The organism is Vreelandella boliviensis LC1 (genome assembly GCF_000236035.1).
In the GTDB taxonomy this organism is placed as follows: domain Bacteria; phylum Pseudomonadota; class Gammaproteobacteria; order Pseudomonadales; family Halomonadaceae; genus Vreelandella; species Vreelandella boliviensis.
Genome location: NZ_JH393258.1, coordinates 18684 through 40337 on the forward strand (window position 1 = coordinate 18684; position 21654 = coordinate 40337).

Sequence of the window (21654 nt, forward strand, 5' to 3'; positions counted from 1 at the left end):
TTGTTATTTTCTGCTCAGATTGTTACCAGTCCGGCCCAAGCAGCACTTGAACCACCCCGAAAAATCCCTCGTATTATAAAGATAAGCGCGTCCAATGACCACATCCCTGATGACCACCAAAAGTGCTATAGACATCGCTTAAAGATGTTATTGAGAAAAAAAAACGCCACCCGAAGGTGACGTCAGCGTATTTTCTTAGCTCTAACACCCGACGTACGGGCTTTGCTAAGTTTAACTAGCGAGGAAGTTTTAAGAACCGCACGTTAGACATTTGCTGCAAAATACGTACGACTTGGCAGCTATAACCAAACTCGTTGTCATACCACACATAAATGACCGCATGATGACCGTTGGCAATGGTGGCCTTGGCATCGACAATACCGGCATGACGGTTACCTACAAAGTCCGATGACACCACCTCAGCAGAGTCAACAAAGTCGATTTGCTTCTGGTAGGCAGAGTCAATCGACATCCGGCGCAGGTAATCATTTAACGCCACGGCGTCAGTCGTTTTATCCAGGGTCAGGTTGAGAATCGCCATGGAAACGTTGGGGATCGGTACACGAATCGCATTACCGGTCAGCTTACCCTCAAGCTCGGGCAACGCTTTCGATACGGCCTTGGCTGCCCCTGTCTCGGTCAATACCATGTTCAGCGCCGCACTACGGCCACGACGATCGCCTTTATGGTAGTTATCGATCAGGTTCTGGTCGTTGGTGTAAGCATGTACGGTTTCAACGTGACCATTCACCACACCATACTCATCGTTAAGCACTTTCAATACCGGCACGATCGCATTGGTTGTACACGACGCGGCGGAGACAATTAGATCGCTGTCGCCAATGGATTCGTGGTTAATGCCATAAACGATGTTTTTGATATCGCCTTTACCCGGTGCCGTCAACAGGGCTTTGGCAGCGCCTTTACATTGCAGGTGCTGGCCAAGACCCTCTTCATCGCGCCAAATACCGGTATTGTCCACAATGACTGCGTTATCGATAGCGTACTCGGTGTAGTCAATCTCGCTGGGCGAGTCAGCGTAAATGACCTGAATCACATTGCCGTTGACCGTTAGCGTGCGGGCATCGGCATCAACCATAATGGTGCCGTCAAAGGGCCCGTGCACGGAATCGCGGCGCAGCAGGCTGGCACGTTTTTCAAGATCTTTGGCAACATCACCACGGCCACGAACCACAATAGCGCGCAAGCGCAAAAGATTACCGCCACCGGCTTTCTCAATCATCACCCGTGCCAGCAAACGGCCAATGCGACCGAAACCGTAGAGCACCACATCTTGTGGCTCACCGGTACTGGCTCCCGGCTGGTAGCCATCAATAATTTCGTGCAGCTCTTTGCGCAGGAAGGCTTCGACATCACCACCGCCCTGATTCTTAAACATTACCGCCAGTTTGCCCACATCAACATGGGCGGGACCAAGGTTCAAAGCGATCATGCCCTTCACGATGGGATAGGTATCCTCAACAGAGAGCTCTGTCCCTTCTACTTTGCGCACAAAGCGATGGTCTTTAAGAATACGGATGACCGAGCGTTTGATCAGCGAACGTCCGAACATGGTGGCAACAACGTTATTTTGGCGATAGAGCCGCCCTACTAACGGGATCATCTGCTCCGCCAAGGCTTCGTTGCCTTGCCATTCTTGAAAAACGTTTTCGAGAGCTTGCTGACTCACGTGCGGCCTCATCAGGTAGTGAAACGGAAATTGCATTATCCGGGGCATGTACAGTCGTAGCAATGAATGGATAGTCGCACAACATGTAGGGGTATTACAGAAATGCCAATCTCACTACAAAAACGGCCTCACTAAAAAGTTTCAGCCGCTACCATAAGCCGCGGCACTCTAACTGAAACGGGTGATCGTGTATGATCTCCGTTCCGTTTCAGCGCAAAACGATATCTTGCTTATGCCGACATTCTCTCTGCTCGAACCGCCCCAGCCCCAAGGGACTCGCGATACGCTCTACTGGACATCGCCGCCGGGCAGCGCGACTGCGCTGGCACTCTCCCGTGTTGCCGCCAAAGCCCCGCTTTTGGTGATTACTCCCAATACGGCCAGCGCGCAGCGCCTTGAACAAGACCTCTTCTTCTATAGCGATGTACCGGTATTGCCCTTCCCAGACTGGGAAACGTTACCCTACGACAGCTTTTCGCCCCATCAGGATATTGTCTCGGCCCGGCTGCGCACCCTACGCCAACTGCAAGACGGCGTGCGCGGCATTGTCCTGGTGCCGATTAATACACTGATGCAGCGCTTACCCCCGGTTGAGTACATAGCTGGGCGGGTAATGACGCTTAAAAGCGGCGAGCGATTAAATCGCGAAGCGTTCCGTGAATCGCTCTCCCGGGCTGGCTATCGCGCCGTTGAAACGGTGTATGAGCCCGGCGAATACGCCATGCGCGGCGCGCTGATTGATCTGTTTGCGATGGGCATGGATGAGCCGATCCGCATCGATCTGTTTGATGATGAGATTGATTCGCTGCGCCACTTCGACCCGGGTAGCCAGCGCTCAACTGATAAGCTTGAATCGCTAGAACTGCTCCCCGCCCACGAATACTCGCTAAGCCGTAGCGCTATCGCCTGTTTTCGCGAGCAATTTGAAACCCTGTTTGACGTCGACCCGCGCCAGTGCCCGCTTTATAACGATGCGCTGAAAGGCATTCCGTCACCGGGGCTTGAGCACTACCTGCCACTGTTTTTTGAACAGACCGCTTCGCTGTTTGAGCACCTGACCGACGATACCCGAGTAGCTCTGCTGCCAGGGGTTTTTGAGGCGGCCGAGCAGCACTGGCAGTCAATCGATGCACGCTACGTTAATTTGGGTGTTGACCCAACCCGACCGCTACTGCCTCCGCACAGGGCGTTTTTTCCGGTCAACGACGTATTCTCGGCGATCAAAGCCCGCCCGCGCATAGAGTTAACCGAGGATAGCGAGCAACGCCATGCGCAGCAGCCCGAATCTGCACCGCTCCCCACACTGTCTATCAATGCCCGCGCCAAACAGCCATTAGCCGAGATATCAGCCTTTTTACACTCCCACGCCCAAACCCGCGTTTTGTTCGTGGCCGAGTCGCGGGGTCGCCGGGAAGCGCTGGAAGAGATCCTGTCACCGCTCAAGCTCTCGCTACCGCATACCGATAGCTTTCATGACTTTCTGGCTAGCGACTCTGCTTACGCCATCACCGAAGGCTTAGTGGATAGCGGCCTATGGCTGAATAACCCAAACATTGCGGTGATTAGTGAAACCGAGCTGTTTGGTGACGTGGTACGCCAGAGCCGTCGGCGCGAAAAAGCCACCGACGACAACGAGCTTGCGGTACGCCACCTGTCGGAGCTTCGCGAAGGCGCGCCAGTGGTTCACCAGGCCCATGGCGTAGGCCGCTACCTTGGGCTGGAAACCTTAGAGGCTGGCGGCCAGGCGAATGAGTTCCTGGCGCTCTCCTACGCCGATGGCGCCAAGCTTTATGTGCCCGTCGACAGCCTGCATATGATCTCCCGCTACAGCGGTGCCGGTGACGAACTGGCCCCACTGCACAAACTGGGATCGGATCAGTGGGAAAAAGCTCGCCGTAAAGCCGCCGAGAAAATTCGTGATACCGCCGCGGAACTGCTGGATGTCTATGCCCGTCGGGAAGCCCAGCAAGGGGTGGTCTACGAAGCGCCAGGCGATGAGTACCTGCGTTTTGCGGGCAACTTCCCGTTTGAGGAAACCCCCGACCAGCACGCGGCGATTGAAGCGGTGATCAGCGACATGACCTCTCCACAGCCAATGGATCGCGTGGTGTGTGGCGACGTCGGCTTCGGTAAAACCGAAGTCGCCATGCGTGCGGCATTTCTTGCCGTGCAGTCTAGCCGCCAGGTGGTGGTTCTCGTACCTACCACCCTGCTGGCGCGCCAACACTTCGAGAACTTCCGCGACCGTTTTGCCGACACCGCCGTTAATATTGGCCTCATCTCTCGCTTCACCAGTGGCAAAGAGGTCACCCAGACGCTAGAGAGCATTAAAAGCGGCCAAACGGATATCGTCATCGGCACCCACAAGCTGCTGGCCAAAAGTGTTGAGTTGCCCAAAATGGGCCTACTGATCATCGACGAGGAGCACCGCTTTGGCGTTGCGCAAAAAGAGAAGCTCAAAACCCTGCGCGCCGAAGTCGATATTTTGACGCTGACCGCGACCCCTATTCCGCGCACGCTCAATATGGCGATGAGTGGCATCCGTGACCTGTCGATTATTGCCACGCCGCCCGCCCGCCGCCTATCGGTAAAAACCTTCGTCCAGCAGCACGACGCAAGCATCATCAAAGAAGCCCTGCTGCGCGAGATACTGCGCGGCGGTCAGGTCTATGTGCTGCATAACGAAGTCAAAACCATTGAGAACAGTGCTGAAAAGATCCGTGAGCTGATCCCCGAGGCACGCGTGGGCGTTGCCCACGGCCAGCTCCCCGAGCGCAGCCTGGAACGCATCATGTCGGACTTCTACCACCGCCGCTTTAACGTGCTGGTATGTTCGACCATTATTGAAACCGGCATTGATGTGCCGAGTGCCAATACCATTATTATTGAGCGTGCCGATAAATTTGGCCTGGCGCAACTGCACCAGCTGCGGGGCCGGGTTGGGCGTAGCCACCATCAGGCTTACGCCTACTTACTGACCCCGCCACCCAAAGCGATGACCCGCGATGCCATAAAGCGCCTGGAAGCGATTAGCGCTTCGGACGATTTAGGCGCAGGCTTTACCCTGGCCAGCCACGATATGGAGATCCGCGGCGCGGGTGAACTGCTGGGTGACGAGCAGAGCGGCCAGATGGAAACTATCGGCTACACGCTTTATATGGAGATGCTGGATCGTGCGGTGAAGGCCATTCGTGCCGGCAAAACGCCCAATATCGATGCGCCCTTCAATACCGGCGTGGAGATTAACCTCAACCTGCCCGCGCTGATTCCCAATGATTACATTCACGATGTGCAGCAGCGGCTGGTCATGTATAAACGGATTGCCAATACCCAGAGCGATAGCGAGCTTAAAGAACTGCAGGTGGAGTTAATTGATCGTTATGGCCTGCTCCCCAACCCGCTTAAAAACCTGGTTCGCCAGACCAAGCTGCGCCACCGCGCAGAGCAGCTAGGTATCAGCAAGATCGAGGCTGGCGAGAGTCGTGGCAGAGTGCTGTTTGATGGCAGCACCCAGGTGGATCCTTTAACCCTGGTGACGCTTATTCAGGCCTCTCCAACACATTACCGTTTAGACGGTTCTGACACCTTACGATTTGAATTACCAATGGAAAGTGTCGACAAGCGCTTCCAGCAGCTTGAGAACCTACTCAGCACCCTTAATCAAAAAGTAGCGGCGGCGTGAAGCTTGGGGCAAACTTGCCATTAGCCAGCTGCTAATCAGCAACAGCGGCCCAACAACGTGCAGCAGCAGTGAATTAACACACTAGGAACGACCATGAACATTCGCGATACCTTTACTCTCTGGGGCCCAACCAGTTTGGCCGTGCTACTCGCCGCTAGTCTGGCGAGCCCAGCTTTAGCGCAACCGGCTGACGAGCAAGCAGACAGCCAAGAGCAAGTGCAAGAACAGCAGACGCAAGAGCAGCCAGAAGAACCGTCACAAGAGCAAGCACAGGAAATCAGCATCGACGCCGTGGACAGCGCCTTGCTGGTAACTGACCAGAATGAACTGCCCCGTGGCCACTTCCACCTACCTGAAAAAGGTGATGTGATTGGGGAGCGCTATACCGTTGTTGTTGAAGACCCCAAGCAGACGCTGATCGACATCGCACGGCGCCATAACATTGGCTATGAAGAGATCCGCATGGCCAACCCGAATGTTAGCCTATGGGTGCCAGGCGTAGGTACTGAGGTGGTTATTCCCACCCAGTACATTCTGCCGCCTGCACCGCGCGAAGGCGTTGTCATTAACCTGTCTGAGCTGCGCCTCTACTACTACCCTGCCGATAAGCCTGGCATTGTCGAAACTTACCCGGTCAGCGTAGGGCGTGAAGAGTTCGCCACCCCCGTGGGCATTACCCGCACCACGGTTAAGGTTAAGGACCCCGCCTGGGCGCCGCCCTCTTCCATGCGTCGCGAAGCGGCCGCACGCGGCGAACCAGCACCCTCTGTGGTTCCGCCAGGCCCTGACAACCCTCTAGGCGAGCACGCGATACTGCTGGCCATGCCGAGCTATCTGATTCATGGCACCAACCGCCCCGATGGCGTGGGCATGCGCGTTAGCCGCGGCTGTATTCGTATGTACCCCGAAGATATTAAATCACTTTATGAGCGCTTACCCAGCGGCACCCAGGTCAACCTGATGGATGCACCGTTCAAAGCGGGCTGGGCAGCCGACGGCACGTTGTTTGTGCAATCTTTCCCACAGCTGGAAGAGAATGTAGGCGGTTTTGAGCCGCTGCTGAACGCCCTTGAGCGGGTCACTGAACTGACTGAAAATGATATTCAAATCGACTCTGAGCAGATCGAGCGCGCGGTTGCAGCGCCAGACGGCCAATTTATTGCACTCTACGGCCCTCAAGCGCCTGAGCCAGAACCCGAGCCTGTTGAGCTGTTTGATGAGGTAGAACTCAGCGCCACCCCCGGCACTGACAAAGACGCTTAACTGAAACCGCATCAACAAAAAACCCCGCCGAGGCGGGGTTTTTTGCGTAGCTAGTAGCAAAACCTTCTTGCCTGACGCTTTAACTTACTAACGTCGTACTAACTACAACTTTCATCCAGCAACCACTGAGAGAGCCTGGTGACTCCCTAAGCAGCCCAAGCAGAATTACTTCTGCATGGAACGCTGGAACATACGGTTCATTTCTTCACGGTTCTGCTCAGACATCTGCAGTGCAGCCTGCGCATCGCGCTGGGCTTGGTTTGCAGTGTTCATAGCTTGTGAAGCCATGCTGCGTGCTTCTGCAGCGTCAGCCTGTGCAGATTCTGCAGTCATGCGAACTTCTTCCAGCGCGCTGGTAGAAGCACAACCAGCAAGAATTGCCAGTGAAGCGGCAGCAGCAGTCATCTTCAGAGTAGTTTTCAGAGTCATAATGTTCTCCTTGAGTCTTCCTTGGGTACTACGTTAAGGGTATGACAAAGGTAAGACTAAATAATTAGCTTAAATTTGTCTACCTGCGGTGCAGGTTCTTTACAGTGACTTGTGCTGCGAAGCACGCAAGTCAAACGCTGTTTTATAATAGACCACAGCGGTTGTCTATAGCCACTTGTTTAAAACCTCGAACTTCCATCAACGGCGTTAGCTTAACGGATCACTACTCGAGTGCCAACACCCACTAGCGCTGCCAAGCGATCAATTTGCTCGTTGGTAACGGCGACACACCCTTGAGTCCAATGATAACGCCCATGAATATCAGGGTCTGCGCTTCCAAGGCCATGAATCCCAATCGCCCCACCCAGCGCGGTGTTTTGCGGCGGGTGACCGTAACGTCGATAGTAGTCGAAGTAATCATCATAGTCAGATTGGGAATAAATCCCTTTTTCCAGCGCCATTCTAGCGTGCGCTGGTGTTGGGTAGTCAATGCCAATGAATGTACGCCACTGGCTTTCATAGTTAAAACGATTGATACGAAACTCACCCATGGGGGTCACGTTATCACCACGAACGCGTTGGGTTTTAGCCCCTGCGCGGCCAAGTGATATAGGCGCAAACCGCTCCAATAGCGCATTGCCTTGAAACACGCTGAGGGTTGCCTCTTGGTCGTCAACCAACACCCATAGCTCGTTGCTATTGCGCGGCACATGGGCACGGCTTAGCAGCGTTTCAACAAGGTCAGTGGGACTGGCCTGACTAGGTGCAGTGACAGCAGCACTGGCCACGGCTGGCAAGCTCAGTGCCATGGCTAAAAAACGACGGCGATTAACTAAAAACATGACAGCTCTCGAAACAAGTTAGCCTGTGGTTGACCGACTAGGCGCATCTGGTGGCTGTTATACCTTATTCCCACATCTGCCGTTAGTAATTTCGTCATGTTCGCGGCTGACGCGTGCCAAGAGCAATTACCTATAAACCACTGATAGAGACCCATTAAACGCCCTGCAACTCTTCCATACTTGCCATTATATGACGTATTTCAGAATTATGCCCTTGAGCCAGAGCGTTAAAAAACTCCTCTTCAGGCTCAATTTTGGCACGCGAAGCGCGATATTCGTAAAGTGCCTGAAGACGCTGGTGCGCAGACGCTGCTGTTCTCATCGCATCATCTATTGAGCCGGTTACGGTTTGCTCTGCCATGCGATCCAGTTCAGGCGGCTGAGGAAAATCGCTCGAATCATCGAACCAAATCTCCAATACCTCTGAATGATCAGAACCATCATGAAAGAGGTTTTCAAGGCCCGTTTTCATTTTCAGCTCGCGGCCGGCCAAATAATTAAACGCCATCTGCAGACGCTCATTCTCTGCCTTGCTAGCGGCTTCGCTGTACTGCCCCGCCATCCGCGCATGAAAACCCGCTGCCCAGTCGACTAAATCTTTCACTTGGTTATAGCGCATCATGATCTCCTTTCTCGACTACTTGAGCGATGCCTAAAATCAAACACTCACCACTCCAGGCTGGTTTCGCGCAGCGCACCTATTTCGTGCTTGGCAGCCTGAAGATTATCCAGCAACTGCTGACGTAAACCGGTTGGATTACCCACCGCTATCATAGCGGGATTGTGAGCCGTACGCCGTGCAGCACCATCATCACTATGCAGGCGCTCAAGTTGAACCACCAGCCAATTCAGCCAGCTTTCCGGCTGAGCAGCTAAATCGCGCAGACGTTGCAACTCGGCTAAAGCAGGGCCTTCCTGGGCTAGCAACAGCGTCCAACGGTGGTTAGACAAGCGGGCGTGTTCCGTCACTTCACGCAGCAGCGACTCCAATGCCAGCTCAAACAGCGCCAAAGCACTCTCTTCCAGCGCCATCTGCCGCGCCGAGGCATGCTCATCATCCCCCGCAGGCAAAGCAGCTAGCAGCTCTGCTTGGTAGAGCAGCTGATTGGTCCGTGACCGTGCATTCACTTGCGCTTGTCCTCCACGTGCCATTTTCCGGCATCAAACATGGCCTTCCAGCCGGTGGCCTTGCCCTCCTCATCAGTCATCACGTACTGCTCTTTACTCTTACGCGAGTAACGGATTTGCGCCGGGCGACCATCCGGGTCTTCACTGGGCGCTTTGAGAATAAAGTGATACTTCTCAGGCAGCTCATCGGCATGCGCTTTAAGCTCTTTCACCAGCGGCGGACGCGTTTCGCGATTTTTAGGAAACTTACTGGCGGCCAAAAACAGTCCACTCGCCCCATCACGCAGCACGTAGTGGTCGTCAACTTTTTGACAGGCCAGCTCCGGCATCGGGATCGGATCCATTTTCGGCGGAGCCACCTCGCCACTTTTCAACAGTTTGCGGGTGTTTTTACACTCACTATTGGTACAGCCAAAATACTTGCCAAAGCGGCCTGATTTCAACTGCATCTCAGAGCCACACTTGTCGCATTCGATGATCGGACCGTCGTAGCCCTTGATCTTGAATTTACCGCTTTCCACTTCGTAGCCATCACAATCAGGGCTGTTACCACAGATGTGCAGCTTACGTGTTTCATCGATCAGGTAGTTGTCCATCGCCGTGCCACACTTGGGGCAGCGACGCTTGGCTCGCAGTGCATTGGTTTCCGCCTCTTCGCCCGCGTCTTCGGCCACTGCCTCTTCACCTGGAATCAGGTCAATGGTGGTTTTACAGCGCTCTTTGGGCGGTAAATTGTAGCCACTACAACCCAGGAAAACCCCAGTGGAAGCAGTGCGAATCTGCATATGACGGCCACAGCTTGGGCAATCGATATCCGTTGGCACCGGCTGATTGGGTCGCATGCCATCTTCGCTCTCCGCCTTAGCCAGCTCTTCACGAAACTCGCCGTAGAAGGCATCTAGCAGCGCCTGCCAGTTACGTTCGCCTTCGGCAACTTCATCCAAGCTATCTTCCATGCGAGCGGTGAACGAAAAATCCATCAAATCAGGGAAGGACTCTTTCAACCGCTCGGTGACGATATCGCCTAGCTTTTCGGCGTAGAAGCGGCGGCTTTCTAACTTAACATAACCGCGATCCTGGATCGTCGAGATGATCGAGGCGTAAGTCGAAGGTCGGCCGATTCCCTGCTTCTCAAGCTCTTTGACCAGACTTGCTTCGGTGTAGCGTGGCGCGGGTTTGGTAAAATGCTGCTGAGGGTCAAGCGCTTCCATCGCCATGGGCGTGCCTTTAGGCAAGTCGGGCAGGCTTTGGTCTTCATTTTTCCCGCTGGGCTTCATCACCCGGGTATAACCATCAAACTTTAGCACACGGCCTTTTGCACGCATCTCGTAACCGTCGACTTCGACACTTAGCGTACTCGACAGGTACTCTGCGGGGGTCATTTGGCAAGCCACAAACTGGCGCCAGATCAGTTCGTAAAGGCGCTCTGCGTCGCGCTCCATACCGGCCAGGTCTGACGCCTTACGCTCAACACTAGAAGGGCGAATCGCTTCGTGAGCCTCTTGGGCACTTTCTTTACTGCTGTAGCGATTAGGTGCTTCTGGCAGGTAGCTTTTGCCGAACTCTTCGACGATATAACTGCGCACACCTTCAACCGCATCTTTCGACAAGTTGGTAGAGTCGGTACGCATATAGGTAATGTAGCCCGCCTCATAGAGACGCTGGGCCATGGTCATAGTCTTTTTGACAGAAAAACCTAACCTGCCGCTCGCCGCTTGCTGCAGCGTAGAGGTAATAAAGGGGGCCGTGGGTTTTGAGCTGGTGGGCTTGTCTTCCCGGGAGGTAATCGCCAGCTTGGCTTTTCTAAGCTGCTCAATGCGCGCCAAGGTGTCTTTTTCGGACGTGGGCTTAAAGGCTTTGCCATTTTGGCGCACCAGTGCAAAGCGCACCAACTCACCCTCTGGTGAGGCCAAATCCGCATGTACATCCCAAAATTCTTCAGGAATAAAGGCGCGAATTTCACGCTCGCGCTCGACAATCAGGCGAACCGCAACTGACTGTACGCGGCCAGCCGAGAGCCCACGCGCCACTTTCGCCCACAGCAAAGGCGAGAGCATAAAGCCCACGACACGATCCAGGAAGCGCCTTGCTTGCTGCGCTTCTACCCGCGGAATATTGAGCGCACCAGGCGCCTTGAACGCGTCCTGAATAGCGTTTTTGGTGATTTCGTTAAATACCACGCGCTTGTAGCGGCTGTCATCTCCACCGATGGTCTCGCGCAGGTGCCAAGCAATGGCTTCCCCTTCGCGGTCCAAATCCGTTGCGAGATAGACAGCGTCAGCTTTCTCAGCCAGCTTCTTTAGTTCGGCAACGACTTTCTCTTTTCCGGGCAGCACCTCATAACGGGCCTCCCAGCCGTTATTGGGGTCAATACCCATCCGCCGAATTAGCTGATCTTGGCTTTTACGCTTCTTATACTCTACCTTCTCTTCCGCCGACATCTTGCGTGTCGCTGCGGCCTGGCGCGCGCGCTCCTTGGGATCGGAGGCTGCCTTACCTGAGCCGCTGGTCGGCAGGTCACGAATGTGACCCACGCTCGACTTCACGATGAAATCGTTGCCGAGATATTTGTTAATCGTCTTCGCTTTAGCTGGCGACTCGACGATGACCAGTGACTTGCCCATAGTGCTCCACTTTCCTAATGCACGGACTGTCTAGCGCGTGCTCTGAATTCGGTGCCGTATCATCGGGATAAAACCGTCCGTTAAAATGATACGGATGAAAAAATGCGCCTACCCTAACCCAGCCCTTAGCTAAGCGCCAGTAGCAACCAAGTCGCAGGGAAAATCCGTAGATTTCAGGCAACCAAGGTCATATTTCAGATAAATAGTAGCTAGACACTAGACTGACACCGGCATTACAGCAACCCATAAGGTATTGAGACAAACAAAACGCCCCCACCAAATAGGCGGGGGCGCGGTGAGCCAAGGCACTGCTCTAGCGTTTAGGCGGCGTCTTTTTACCTCCGGTAGTGCTATCGGGTTTAGCCGCAGGCGATTTAGTGACCTCTGGCCCTGTTTTGACAGCGGCGGGGGCTTTCGGCTTGCTTTCCTCGCCTTTAGTGGTGCCTTCAGCATTAACCTCTGCGGGCTTAACTGTGGCGGCCTTAGGCTTAGCGGGCGCTGCTGTTTTAGCAGCAGCCTTTGGCTTTGCGGGGCTAGCTTTTTCAGTGGCCTTGGCTTGAGCAGGCACTGCTTCAATGCTTGGAGCTGGCTTCTTCGCAGCAGCGGGTTTAGCCTTCGCAGCCGGTTTTCTGGCTGCCGGCTTACTCGCTACCGACTTGCTCGGCCTTGCCTTATCAAACAGTGCTTTTACCTGAGCAAAGCGATCAGCAGCATGCTCAGAAAGGTCGCCGCTAGCAGCGAACACGTGTTCAAGGTGGCTAATATGGCCATCGATATCGTCGTTGCTGTTACCTGCAAGCAGATCAGGCAGTGAGTTCAATGCCTGTTCGCGATCCAGCTTCAAGATAAAGAACTGCTCGCGCACTAGGCGTTTAAATTCACACAGCTTGATACCGGGTTCAAGCTCGGCGCGTGAGGCGCGCAGCCGCTTAAAGTTACGCTCATCCGTGGCCGGGGCACCGCCAAGCACGTAGATAAGCGAACGCATAACCGCTTCATGGGCACCACCCTGAGCAATTTTCTGGCGCAGCTCTTCCTGGCGCTGTTCAATAAAGCGGCGGTGCTCGGGCTCAGCCCCTGGGCGGCGGCGATGCACATGGGCATCACCATACAAGCCAACGGCGGCCTGCAACAGCGGTTGACCATAGATATCCATGAACATTTTTTCGGTACTGCTATCGCGTAAATCGCGCATCGCGTTGAGACTTGCGACCAGCTGGTCAGACCCCATGGTTTCAAGCGCTTTAAACAGGTTGTCTTGCGACACCGGGTGACGATTCTTACGCACCGTTTCCGCCATTACCGGCAAGGGTACTGAAAGCGGATTGCGGTCTGAAAGCAGCTTGTAGCCCAAACGGATTGGGTGCATACGACGAATAAAGCGAGCAGCTTCCGGCGTCATGATGGCTTTTAGCCAAGGCTGCATAAAGAGCCGATACAACCCCAAATTGATTTCTGAGATACGCGCTACTGTGGCAAAACGGCGATCATCCTCTGGCTTATGCAATACTGAAGCATCCAGTTCGGCAAAGTTGCGCGGCATAAATTCGAGCAGGTAGTCACGCTCGAACAGCTCGGCATCTTCGCCTTTTTCGGCAGGCGAAATGGCGGTTTCATACAGCCCTGGCGGCAGTACGTCGATGTAATCCATATTGGCTGTGAATTCGGTATGCTCTTTTCGCGATACGCTGCCAGAAACGAAAATACCTAGGTGGCCGGTAGTATCATGCTGGCAATAAACTATGGTCTGCTCGTTAGCGATGATGTCGTCTGTGTTTTCATATAAATCACGAATCCAGCCCAACGCCTGAGGCGGCGGAGTAATATCGTCCCCTCGCGAGCAGAAAACCACTACTGGCGAGCGTACATTGCGCAGGTCGATTCGTCGCCCATCATGGGTGACCAACTGCGCGGTAGAGAGTCGATTGCCTATAAACAGGTTATCGACAATGTATTGAATCTCTTCGCCGCCCAATACGACGTGACCACCCCACCAGCGTTCAAAATCTAGATATCGGCCCGCTTCTGTATCGATGTTGTCGTAAAGGTGATATTGCTTTTTCCAGTAGGTATTAGCCGGGTTGAGGCGCTCAAAGTTCTGCACCAACCACGCCCCGTCAAACAGGCCATCGCCGATATCGCTAGTGAGCGCCGTAATCCAGCTGCCCCCCGCCATGCCGCCGGTATAGCGCATTGGGGCTTTGCCGTGCTCACCCGCCCAGTATGAAAGCGGTGCACCGGCAATCAGAATAGGCCCAAAAACGTCCGGCTCTAAGGCAGCCGCCATCATGATTTGCCAGCCCGCCTGGCAATTGCCTACCACCATCGGTTTTTCGGTGGTTTCGGGATGAAGCGCAATCACATGACGAAGAAACGCCACTTCCGACTCAACCACATCCTCGACGGTTTGACCCGGCTCTGGAAACGGTAAAAAACCAATAAAATAGCAGGGATGCCCCGCCTTAAGCGCCACACCCAGCTCACTGTCCGGCTTAAACCCACCAATCCCTGGCCCATGTCCCGCGCGCGGGTCTACCACTACAAAAGGGCGCTTTTCTAGATCAATTTCCGTCCCTTCGTGGGGCAGTACGCGCAGCAGCTCATAGTTGGTTGGCCGCGGCAGCATCCGCCCATCCATCAGCACTTCGGTTTCAAACCCCAATACGCTGGGCTTTGTTTGCTCCATATGCTCAAGGTACTGATTACCACGTTCGCGCATAACGTCCAGGTATAGAACGCTGCGCTCCATGCTATCGCGCCAGTAACCAAAGGCGGCACGCCCAAACCCGAACGGGTCAAGAAAAGAAGCGATCGCCTCACTTCCAGGTACAGTTGTGGAATCATTTTGTTGTTTTAGCCATGCGCTGGTAAAAGCATTGGCAGGAAACAAAGGATTGGCGAGTGGGTTGGCAAGAAAGTTCATAGGGTCTCCCATTGGGTTGATGCACAGGCACCAGACCCGAAAGCAATGATGCTGCAATGCAATATAGTTTAGGCCACTACGCGTGCGGCGTCGATCTTTAACCCTGATAATTACGCCTTATGCGACTAATTAACGCCTGTTTAGGCACTGTCAAAGGTTCAGTGGTAGCATGCTTTGCCCTGGCGATGAAGCTTGATTTTGATATTAATTTTACGACGTTAAAGGGTGCTCACTACGAGGTTGCTATGTCATCCCCCAATCTGCTCAATCGCCTCACATTTCGGCAACTACAGGTCTTCCAGGCGGTGCATCGGCAGCGCTCATACTCCCGTGCGGCTAAACAACTGGGGCTTACCCAGCCCGCAGTGAGCGCGCAAGTACGCCAACTAGAGTTGGCATTGGGTCAGCCGCTGTTTAAATACGCGGGCAAAACACTCCACACACTTCCTGCCGCTGACACCCTCGCCCACTCGACGCGAGAAATTTTTGGTCAGCTGTCACGCTTGGAAATGAATCTATCGGATATTAACGGCAAAATAAGCGGCGAACTTAATATCGCCGCGGTTTCCTCGGCCCAGTATGTAGTGCCCTACTTACTCGCCCGCTTCCGCGCTCACTATCCTGAGGTACATGTGCGCTTAAAGGTGTGCAACCGCCGTCAGGCACTTGAACGGCTGACCGAGCAGCAGGACGATCTAGTCATTATGGCGATGGTGCCTGAAGATGATCGCTTAGTGGTCATGCCGATTATTGATAACGAGCTGACCGCCGTTGTCTGGCCCGAGCACCCACTGCTGTCAATGCCTCAGCCCTCGTTAGCAGACTTCGCTCGCCACTATGTGCTGATGCGAGAACCTGGTTCTGGCGTACGCAATGCCTTTGAGCAAATGGCCGCCAATCAGCAGGTCGCTCTTCCCCACTGCATTGAACTAGGCACCAATGAAGCGATTAAAGTCGGCGTAATGGCCCACTTGGGGGTTGCTGTACTGCCGCGCTTGGCGGTACAGCTGGAGCTTGAGCAGGGGTTGCTTTTTGAGCTGGGGCTGCCCGACTTTCCCATCCACCGTTCCTGGTGCACGGTCTATACGCGGGAGCGCTTTCCTACCCCGGTCGCTGAACTCTTTTTGAGCTTTATTCGTGAGCACTTATCCGACTACCGCCGCCATTTTCAGGCACCCTCCAGCCCCTTGCCCAGCCACGGTGTAGCCTGTTTACCGATACTTTCACCCTGATGGAGAGTAACGGTTTACGGTGTCTTGTTAACAGCGAGATATGTTACATTAGCAGCAATAAGCGCGATGAAATATCGTGCGCACTCGTATTAATTAACCACGTTTTAATTAATTAGGTATCAATTGGCAGGCCTTGGAAGGGTTAGCGCCCATTCATGCCTCCGGCCTACCGCACAGAAGAGAGGCTCTGTCCCTATGAGCAATACCCCCTCGCAGCGCGTGTCCAGCGGTGAAAAATACCGTAACGAACATGGCATGTCGGTGATCAAGGATGGCATGAAGCAGCGCAAAGCGCAGGCAGAGGTTCCTTCTGTTGAGCTTGAGCGCAAACCCAAGTGGCTGCGGGCACAGATCCCAGGGGGCGAGCGTTTTGAGGCGGTCAAGAAAAACGTCGCCACCCATCGCTTAAGCACTGTTTGTGCCGAATCCCACTGCCCCAATATGGGCGAGTGCTGGAGCAACGGCACCGCCACTATCATGCTGATGGGCTCGGTATGTACCCGCGCCTGCCGATTCTGTGCGGTAGACACCGGCAATCCCCAGGGCTGGTTAGATCTCGAAGAACCTGAAAACACCGCCAAGTCCGTGGAGCTAATGGGGCTGCGTTATATCGTATTGACCTCAGTAGATCGTGACGACCTCGACGATGGCGGCGCTACCCACTACGCCAACTGCATTCGCGCGATCAAAACCCGCACACCAGAAGTGGTAGTGGAAGCCTTAACACCCGACTTTGATGGTGAGCTTGCCGCAATCGAACGCGTTGTCGATTCTGGCCTGCAGGTATTTGCCCAGAATGTGGAAACCGTTGAACGGCTAACAGGCCGCGTGCGTGACAGGCGGGCAGGCTACCGTAAAACTCTCGATGTACTCGCCCATGCCAAGCGCTACCGCCCTGACATCATCACCAAAACCAGCTTGATGCTGGGCTTGGGTGAAACCGACGAAGAGATTTTGCAAACCTTTGACGATCTACGCGAGATCGGTGTGGATATCGTCACTCTGGGTCAATACCTACGCCCGACCAAAAATCACCTGTCGGTCGAACGCTGGGTGACACCTGAAGAGTTTGATCGCTACCGCGTAATTGGCCTGGAAAAAGGCTTTATGGAAGTACCTTCTGGCCCGCTAGTGCGTTCTAGCTACCGCGCTGATCGCGTGTTTGAGAAAAACAACCTGGGACTGGCCTCACCTGCAGCAATCCCTGGTCAGGAGCAAGAATCGAATCCTAATCTAATCCCAGCATTAAACGTCGGATAGGCATAAATTTAAGGCTACATGGGGCTTGCTGCTATTGAGCCAGTTTTAAGCCCCGTTTTATAAGCCCCATATTGAACCGTTTTTTAAACAGCGCTGACCCAATTTTTTACAGTGGAGATCGTTCAACACTGACCAATTCGCGGTTTAACAGTATGGCCAACGCTTCGGCCAGTTGCTCCCCCACCCGATGATCGCTTGGCAATGACACCAAGTCAGCCAATTTCGCCATGGGCATACCTGCATAGCCGCAGGGGTTAATGCGCAAAAAAGGCGCTAAGTCACCGTCTACATTTAACGCTACGCCATGAAAACTTGCCCCCCGCCGAATACGTAAGCCAAGTGAGGCAATCTTCGCCTCTCCCGATTCTGTCATAACATAAACACCGGGCGCATCGGGGCGTGCGCGGGCACTTACACTATAGCTGCTCAAAACGTTAATCACGGCATTCTCCAACGCAGTGACTAAATCGCGCACGCCAATTTTACTCCGCCGCACATCCAGCAGTGGATACAGCACCACCTGCCCAGGCCCGTGATAGGTGACCTGGCCTCCCCGATCAACGTGCACCACCGGAATATCACCGGGCAGTAGCAGATGCTCGGGTTTGCCAGCCTGCCCTTGGGTAAACACCGGGTCGTGCTCAACCAACCAGAACTGATCTGGGGTTTGCGCATCCCGCGTATCGGTTAGGGTACGCATGGCCTCCCAAACCGGCAGGTAGGCTTGACGCCCTAAATCGTGCAACTCAATCGGCACGGCATTATCCACGCTCACACCACCATATGTACACGGCCGGTAGCCTTGAGAGCCTCAAACAGCTCTTTAATATGCTGCTCGCCGGTCGCCCTAATCACCACACGTACCGATTGAAAACGGCCATTACGGCTGTCGACCACCTGCATCGCTGTTGCATCGAAGTTGGGGTCGTGGCGCACAATTACCTGGCACACACAGGCAGGAAAATCCTCGGCAGCATCACCGACAACTTTTAACGAGTAATCACAGGGAAAAGTGATTTTCGGCGGCTCCTGAGCCGCCGGTTGGCGCAAATCACGCAGCCCCTGAGGAGCATCTTTTTTCATAACAAGCCTATTTCGCAAAGACACCGTTCATGACAGAACCACAATGGCGTCTATCAATGCTGCGGTCGTCACGCTGATTAATCGGTAAAATTACTAATCAGATTACTAAAGAAGCGCTGCACCTGATCGAACAGACGCTTGAAAAAACCACCCTCTTCGACGTTCTCCAGCGCTACTAAGCGACGCTCACCGACCACTTCGTCACCTAAATGCACTTCCAGCGTACCGACCTCGTCGCCAATGGCAATCGGTGCTTGAAGGTCTGGGTTGAGGTTGAGACGTGCACGCAGCTCTTCATTGCGGTTGCGCGGCAGGGTCATAAACACCTCTTCATCCACACCGACACGCAGTTCATTAATATCGCCACCCCAAACCCGCGGCGTTGCCAATACGGCACCACGCTCATAGAGTTTCATGGTTTCGAAAAAGCGGAAACCGTAGCTGAGCAGCTTTTGGGTTTCTTGGGCGCGCGCCTCATCAGAATTAGTACCCATTACCACTGAAATCAAACGCATATCGTCACGCTTGGCTGATGATACCAGGCAGAAACCAGCTTCCGTTGTCCAGCCGGTTTTCAGGCCATCCACGGACGGGTCGCGCCACAGCAGACGGTTACGGTTGGGCTGGTCAATACCGCCGTAAGAGAACGTGCGGTGGGAATAAATTTCGTAGTGGTCAGGGTAATCATTAATGATGTGCTGGGATAAACGCGCCATATCATGGGCAGTTGAGTAGTGATTCTCACCCGGCAGACCAGTGGCATTCTGGAAGTTGGTGTTATTCATGCCCAAACGAGTGGCATGCTGATTCATCAGATCTGCAAACGGCGCTTCCCCGCCAGCTAAATGCTCCGCCATGGCAACACTGGCATCGTTGCCTGATACAATAATGATGCCGTGGAGCAGGTTATCTACCGATACTTGATCACCCACTTCAATAAACATTTTCGAGCCGCCGGTACGCCAGGCGTTCTCGCTAATGTTGATCATATCGGTCAGATTGATAGTCCCTCGATCAAGCTCACGCTCAACTAAATAGGCGGTCATCAGCTTGGTCAAACTCGCCGGTGGCAGGCGCTCATCGGAGTTATGCTCTGCCAGTATACGACCACTGTTAGCATCCATGAGTATCCACGAACTTGCCGCTAACTGGGGGGCTGCAGGGATAATGGTTTGCGGCTGCGGGATTACCTGGGCTGCGGCAGGCACGGCAACTGTCGCCATGGCAGCAAAAAGGCACAGGCGTGCAGAGCGACCAATGGATGTAAACACGTTCATACGATTGTCTCACTTAACTTAAAAGCTTACTTGCAAAGCTTATTTGTAAAATACGGCGGCGCGTAAGAGGCACCACAAGGAATAAATAGGGAATCAATTATCGCACAACAAAGACCTGGGGGAACCCTGCTTGGCGCAGTGTTTCTCGCGCCTGAGGTTCTTGGCTTGGCGTAATGGGCCCCACTTGGACACGATAAATGTCGGCGTCACTCAAAATTCGCACCCCATGGGGTTGTTCACCTTGTAAGCGCTGCTGTAATTGCTGAGCACCCTCAGGATTCCCTAACGCCGCGATCTGTAGATACACCGCGTCACTTGTCTCGCCCTGACTAGAAGGCGAATGCGACGCTTGTGATGAACGGGCAGGCGCAGACGCAACTGACTGAACAGCCGCAGGTGAAGCGTTTGGTGCGACGCGTGGCGCCTCCGCCACCCTTGCCGGAGTGTGAGCTCTGCCGCGCTCGGCTAACCACTGCTCAGGATTGATCGCTTCAACTTTAACGGATCCGGTCCCGCTCTCAAGAAAACCCAGACGTGCCGCTGCCGCATAGGAGAGATCGATCTCCCGGTCACTATGGAAGGGGCCACGGTCATTTACCCTGACAATAACCGATTGCCCATTATCTAAACTGGTGACCCGGGCAAATGTGGGCAGAGGCAGCGAACGGTGCGCCGCCGACATTTTATACATGTCGTAGATTTCACCGTTTGACGTTGCGTAGCCATGAAATTTTTCGCCATACCAGGATGCCGTACCGCGCTTCTCATAGCCCGTTGCATCAGGCAGAACGTGGTAGGTTTTACCCCACACTTCATAGTTAGAACGGTTGCCTGCACGAGAAGGCTGCTCAATACGCGGCTCTGCGTCAGGCACCTTGGTAACATCCGGCGGCTCAAGGGGGTAGGCATCGCCACTCATTGCATAGCGGCCTCCGCTAGTGCTGGCCGCCGTTGCAGCCGGAGCCGCCGTTTGTTTGCTGGATTCCGGCGGCGCATCTATCCGCTGAGTGCCATTGCTGGCACAGCCGCTGACCAGCGCTAACAAGGCGAACACCCCACCCACCCGCTGGGTCATCGTCAGTTTTCTGTTCATGCCTCATCCTCATGCAGCTCAGCAATCGCTTCCGCCAACTCAGCTACGGCCATGGCATAGAGGTGACTATGGTTGTAGCGGGTAATCACGTAAAAATTATACTCGCCAAACCGGTACCGGGTTGTTCCATCGGCGAATTCAAGCGCCAAAGGTACGACTAATAAATCATCATCGAGTGGCTCGTTGGGCTCAAACCCATGTGAGGCCAGCTGAGCAATGCTCAACTTGGGAGGCGACGTTTGATTAAATGAGAGTTCCTGCAGTAGCTCTACGGGCAGTACGTCTGGCCCACTGGCCTGGCGGTAAATGTCGGCTCCCGGCTGCCAGTTATGTTCAGCAAAGTAATTGGCGACGCTGCCAATAGCATCGACCGGATTTTCCCAAAGATCACGACGCCCGTCGTCATCAAAATCCACGGCATAGGCTTGATAACTGGTGGGAATAAACTGAGGATAGCCCATGGCACCCGCGTAGGAGCCGCGTAGTTCGGTAGGATCGACCTCCTGCTCGTAGGCGATCCTTAAAAAGGCCGCTAGCTCACCGCGAAAAAAAGCGCCCCTTGTCGGGTGGTGAAACGCCAGCGTGGAAAGCGAATCCAGCACGCGATGCTGGCCTTTATGCCGACCATAGTAGGTTTCAACGCCAATAATGGCGGCAATGACCTCTGCGGGTACACCGTAGGTGCTTTCAGCTCGCGCTAGGGCATCGGCATGCGCGTCAATAAATTCTGTGCCCTCTTCAATGCGCTGCTGGGTCAGAAAAATAGCGCGATACTCATGCCACTTCAGGCGGCGTTCTGCGGCCCCTTCCATCGCGTCTAACACGCTCTGGGTGTAATTTGCCTGCGATAGCGCCTCTTCCAGCCACTCCTCGGGCAATCCTTGTTCGATCAGTTCTTCCATCAGCGCTTGGCTGTCAGCATTCTGCTGGGGTGCAAAGTGCTGTGGAACAGCGAATTGAGATCCCTGCGAAGGTTGATCAGCAAACGCCGCGGGCGTTGCCCAGCACATTAGCGCGGCCAACACATAGCTGCTCCTCTTCCCTTGAACCTTGTTCATTGGCTCTCCACTCTTGAGCTATTCATTCCAGAACCATCCATGCCTGAGCCTTCTATTGCCGAGCAACATA

Annotated in this window: 16 protein-coding genes; 4 read left to right on the forward strand and 12 right to left on the reverse strand. The window is 54.2% G+C overall.

The genetic code is table 11. From position 1 onward, the window contains the following. Positions 1-235: 235 nt before the first annotated feature. Positions 236-1690, reverse strand: a complete 1455-nt coding sequence (locus tag KUC_RS09260) for a glyceraldehyde-3-phosphate dehydrogenase (protein ID WP_007112919.1) — start codon at positions 1688-1690, stop codon at positions 236-238. Between the two features lie 232 nt (positions 1691-1922). Here KUC_RS09260 and mfd point away from each other — a divergent pair, with 232 nt between their 5' ends. Beyond that, the gene (gene mfd / locus KUC_RS09265; RefSeq protein ID WP_007112920.1) at positions 1923-5372 is read left to right on the forward strand and encodes a transcription-repair coupling factor; all 3450 of its coding nucleotides are present in this window, start codon (positions 1923-1925) and stop codon (positions 5370-5372) included. A gap of 93 nt (positions 5373-5465) precedes the next feature. Next, positions 5466-6635 carry a L,D-transpeptidase family protein gene (locus KUC_RS09270; protein ID WP_007112921.1) on the forward strand — a complete coding sequence of 390 codons (1170 nt, stop codon included), beginning with the start codon at positions 5466-5468 and terminating at the stop codon, positions 6633-6635. A gap of 165 nt (positions 6636-6800) precedes the next feature. Here KUC_RS09270 and KUC_RS09275 read toward each other — a convergent pair whose 3' ends face one another. From KUC_RS09275 to KUC_RS09300, 6 genes are all read right to left on the reverse strand, one after another. Next, on the reverse strand, positions 6801-7064 hold the full coding sequence (locus KUC_RS09275; protein WP_022523170.1) for an Lpp/OprI family alanine-zipper lipoprotein: 264 nt from the start codon (positions 7062-7064) through the stop codon (positions 6801-6803). Between the two features lie 212 nt (positions 7065-7276). After that, positions 7277-7906, reverse strand: coding sequence for a L,D-transpeptidase family protein (locus KUC_RS09280; protein ID WP_007112923.1), 630 nt, complete (start codon positions 7904-7906; stop codon positions 7277-7279). Positions 7907-8060: 154 nt separating this feature from the next. Next, entirely contained in the window at positions 8061-8525 is a 465-nt protein-coding gene (locus tag KUC_RS09285) for a ferritin family protein (RefSeq protein WP_040480578.1), read from the reverse strand. Positions 8526-8572: 47 nt separating this feature from the next. Next, positions 8573-9034: a DUF6586 family protein gene (locus tag KUC_RS09290; protein ID WP_007112925.1), complete on the reverse strand. Its 462-nt coding sequence runs from the start codon at positions 9032-9034 to the stop codon at positions 8573-8575. Next, positions 9031-11658: a type I DNA topoisomerase gene (topA, locus tag KUC_RS09295; protein WP_040480579.1), complete on the reverse strand. Its 2628-nt coding sequence runs from the start codon at positions 11656-11658 to the stop codon at positions 9031-9033. The genes KUC_RS09290 and topA overlap by 4 nt, the downstream gene beginning before the upstream one ends. 313 nt (positions 11659-11971) lie before the next feature. Next, positions 11972-14581: a DUF3141 domain-containing protein gene (locus tag KUC_RS09300; protein ID WP_007112927.1), complete on the reverse strand. Its 2610-nt coding sequence runs from the start codon at positions 14579-14581 to the stop codon at positions 11972-11974. Positions 14582-14826: 245 nt separating this feature from the next. Between KUC_RS09300 and KUC_RS09305 the strand changes: the two genes are divergently transcribed. Together KUC_RS09305 and lipA are read left to right on the forward strand one after the other, a co-directional pair. Next, on the forward strand, positions 14827-15813 hold the full coding sequence (locus KUC_RS09305) for a LysR family transcriptional regulator (protein WP_040480958.1): 987 nt from the start codon (positions 14827-14829) through the stop codon (positions 15811-15813). A gap of 195 nt (positions 15814-16008) precedes the next feature. Then, entirely contained in the window at positions 16009-17073 is a 1065-nt protein-coding gene (gene lipA / locus KUC_RS09310; RefSeq protein WP_040480580.1) for a lipoyl synthase, read from the forward strand. A 106-nt stretch (positions 17074-17179) separates the two neighbouring features. Here the strand turns inward: lipA and lipB are convergent, their stop codons facing one another. The 5 genes from lipB to mltB all read right to left on the reverse strand — a co-directional run bounded on the left by lipB (position 17180) and on the right by mltB (position 21584). After that, entirely contained in the window at positions 17180-17842 is a 663-nt protein-coding gene (gene lipB, locus KUC_RS09315; protein WP_141243491.1) for a lipoyl(octanoyl) transferase LipB, read from the reverse strand. 2 nt (positions 17843-17844) lie between these two features. After that, positions 17845-18156, reverse strand: a complete 312-nt coding sequence (locus tag KUC_RS09320; protein ID WP_007112931.1) for an HP0495 family protein — start codon at positions 18154-18156, stop codon at positions 17845-17847. A gap of 77 nt (positions 18157-18233) precedes the next feature. Next, positions 18234-19433 (reverse strand): D-alanyl-D-alanine carboxypeptidase family protein, encoded by a 1200-nt coding sequence (locus tag KUC_RS09325; RefSeq protein ID WP_007112932.1) that lies wholly within the window; start codon positions 19431-19433, stop codon positions 18234-18236. A 97-nt stretch (positions 19434-19530) separates the two neighbouring features. Next, positions 19531-20526, reverse strand: a complete 996-nt coding sequence (locus KUC_RS09330; RefSeq protein ID WP_040480581.1) for a septal ring lytic transglycosylase RlpA family protein — start codon at positions 20524-20526, stop codon at positions 19531-19533. Beyond that, a complete protein-coding gene (gene mltB / locus KUC_RS09335) occupies positions 20523-21584 on the reverse strand; it encodes a lytic murein transglycosylase B (protein ID WP_040480582.1) in 1062 nt (353 codons plus the stop codon). The genes KUC_RS09330 and mltB overlap by 4 nt, the downstream gene beginning before the upstream one ends. Positions 21585-21654: the final 70 nt, after the last annotated feature.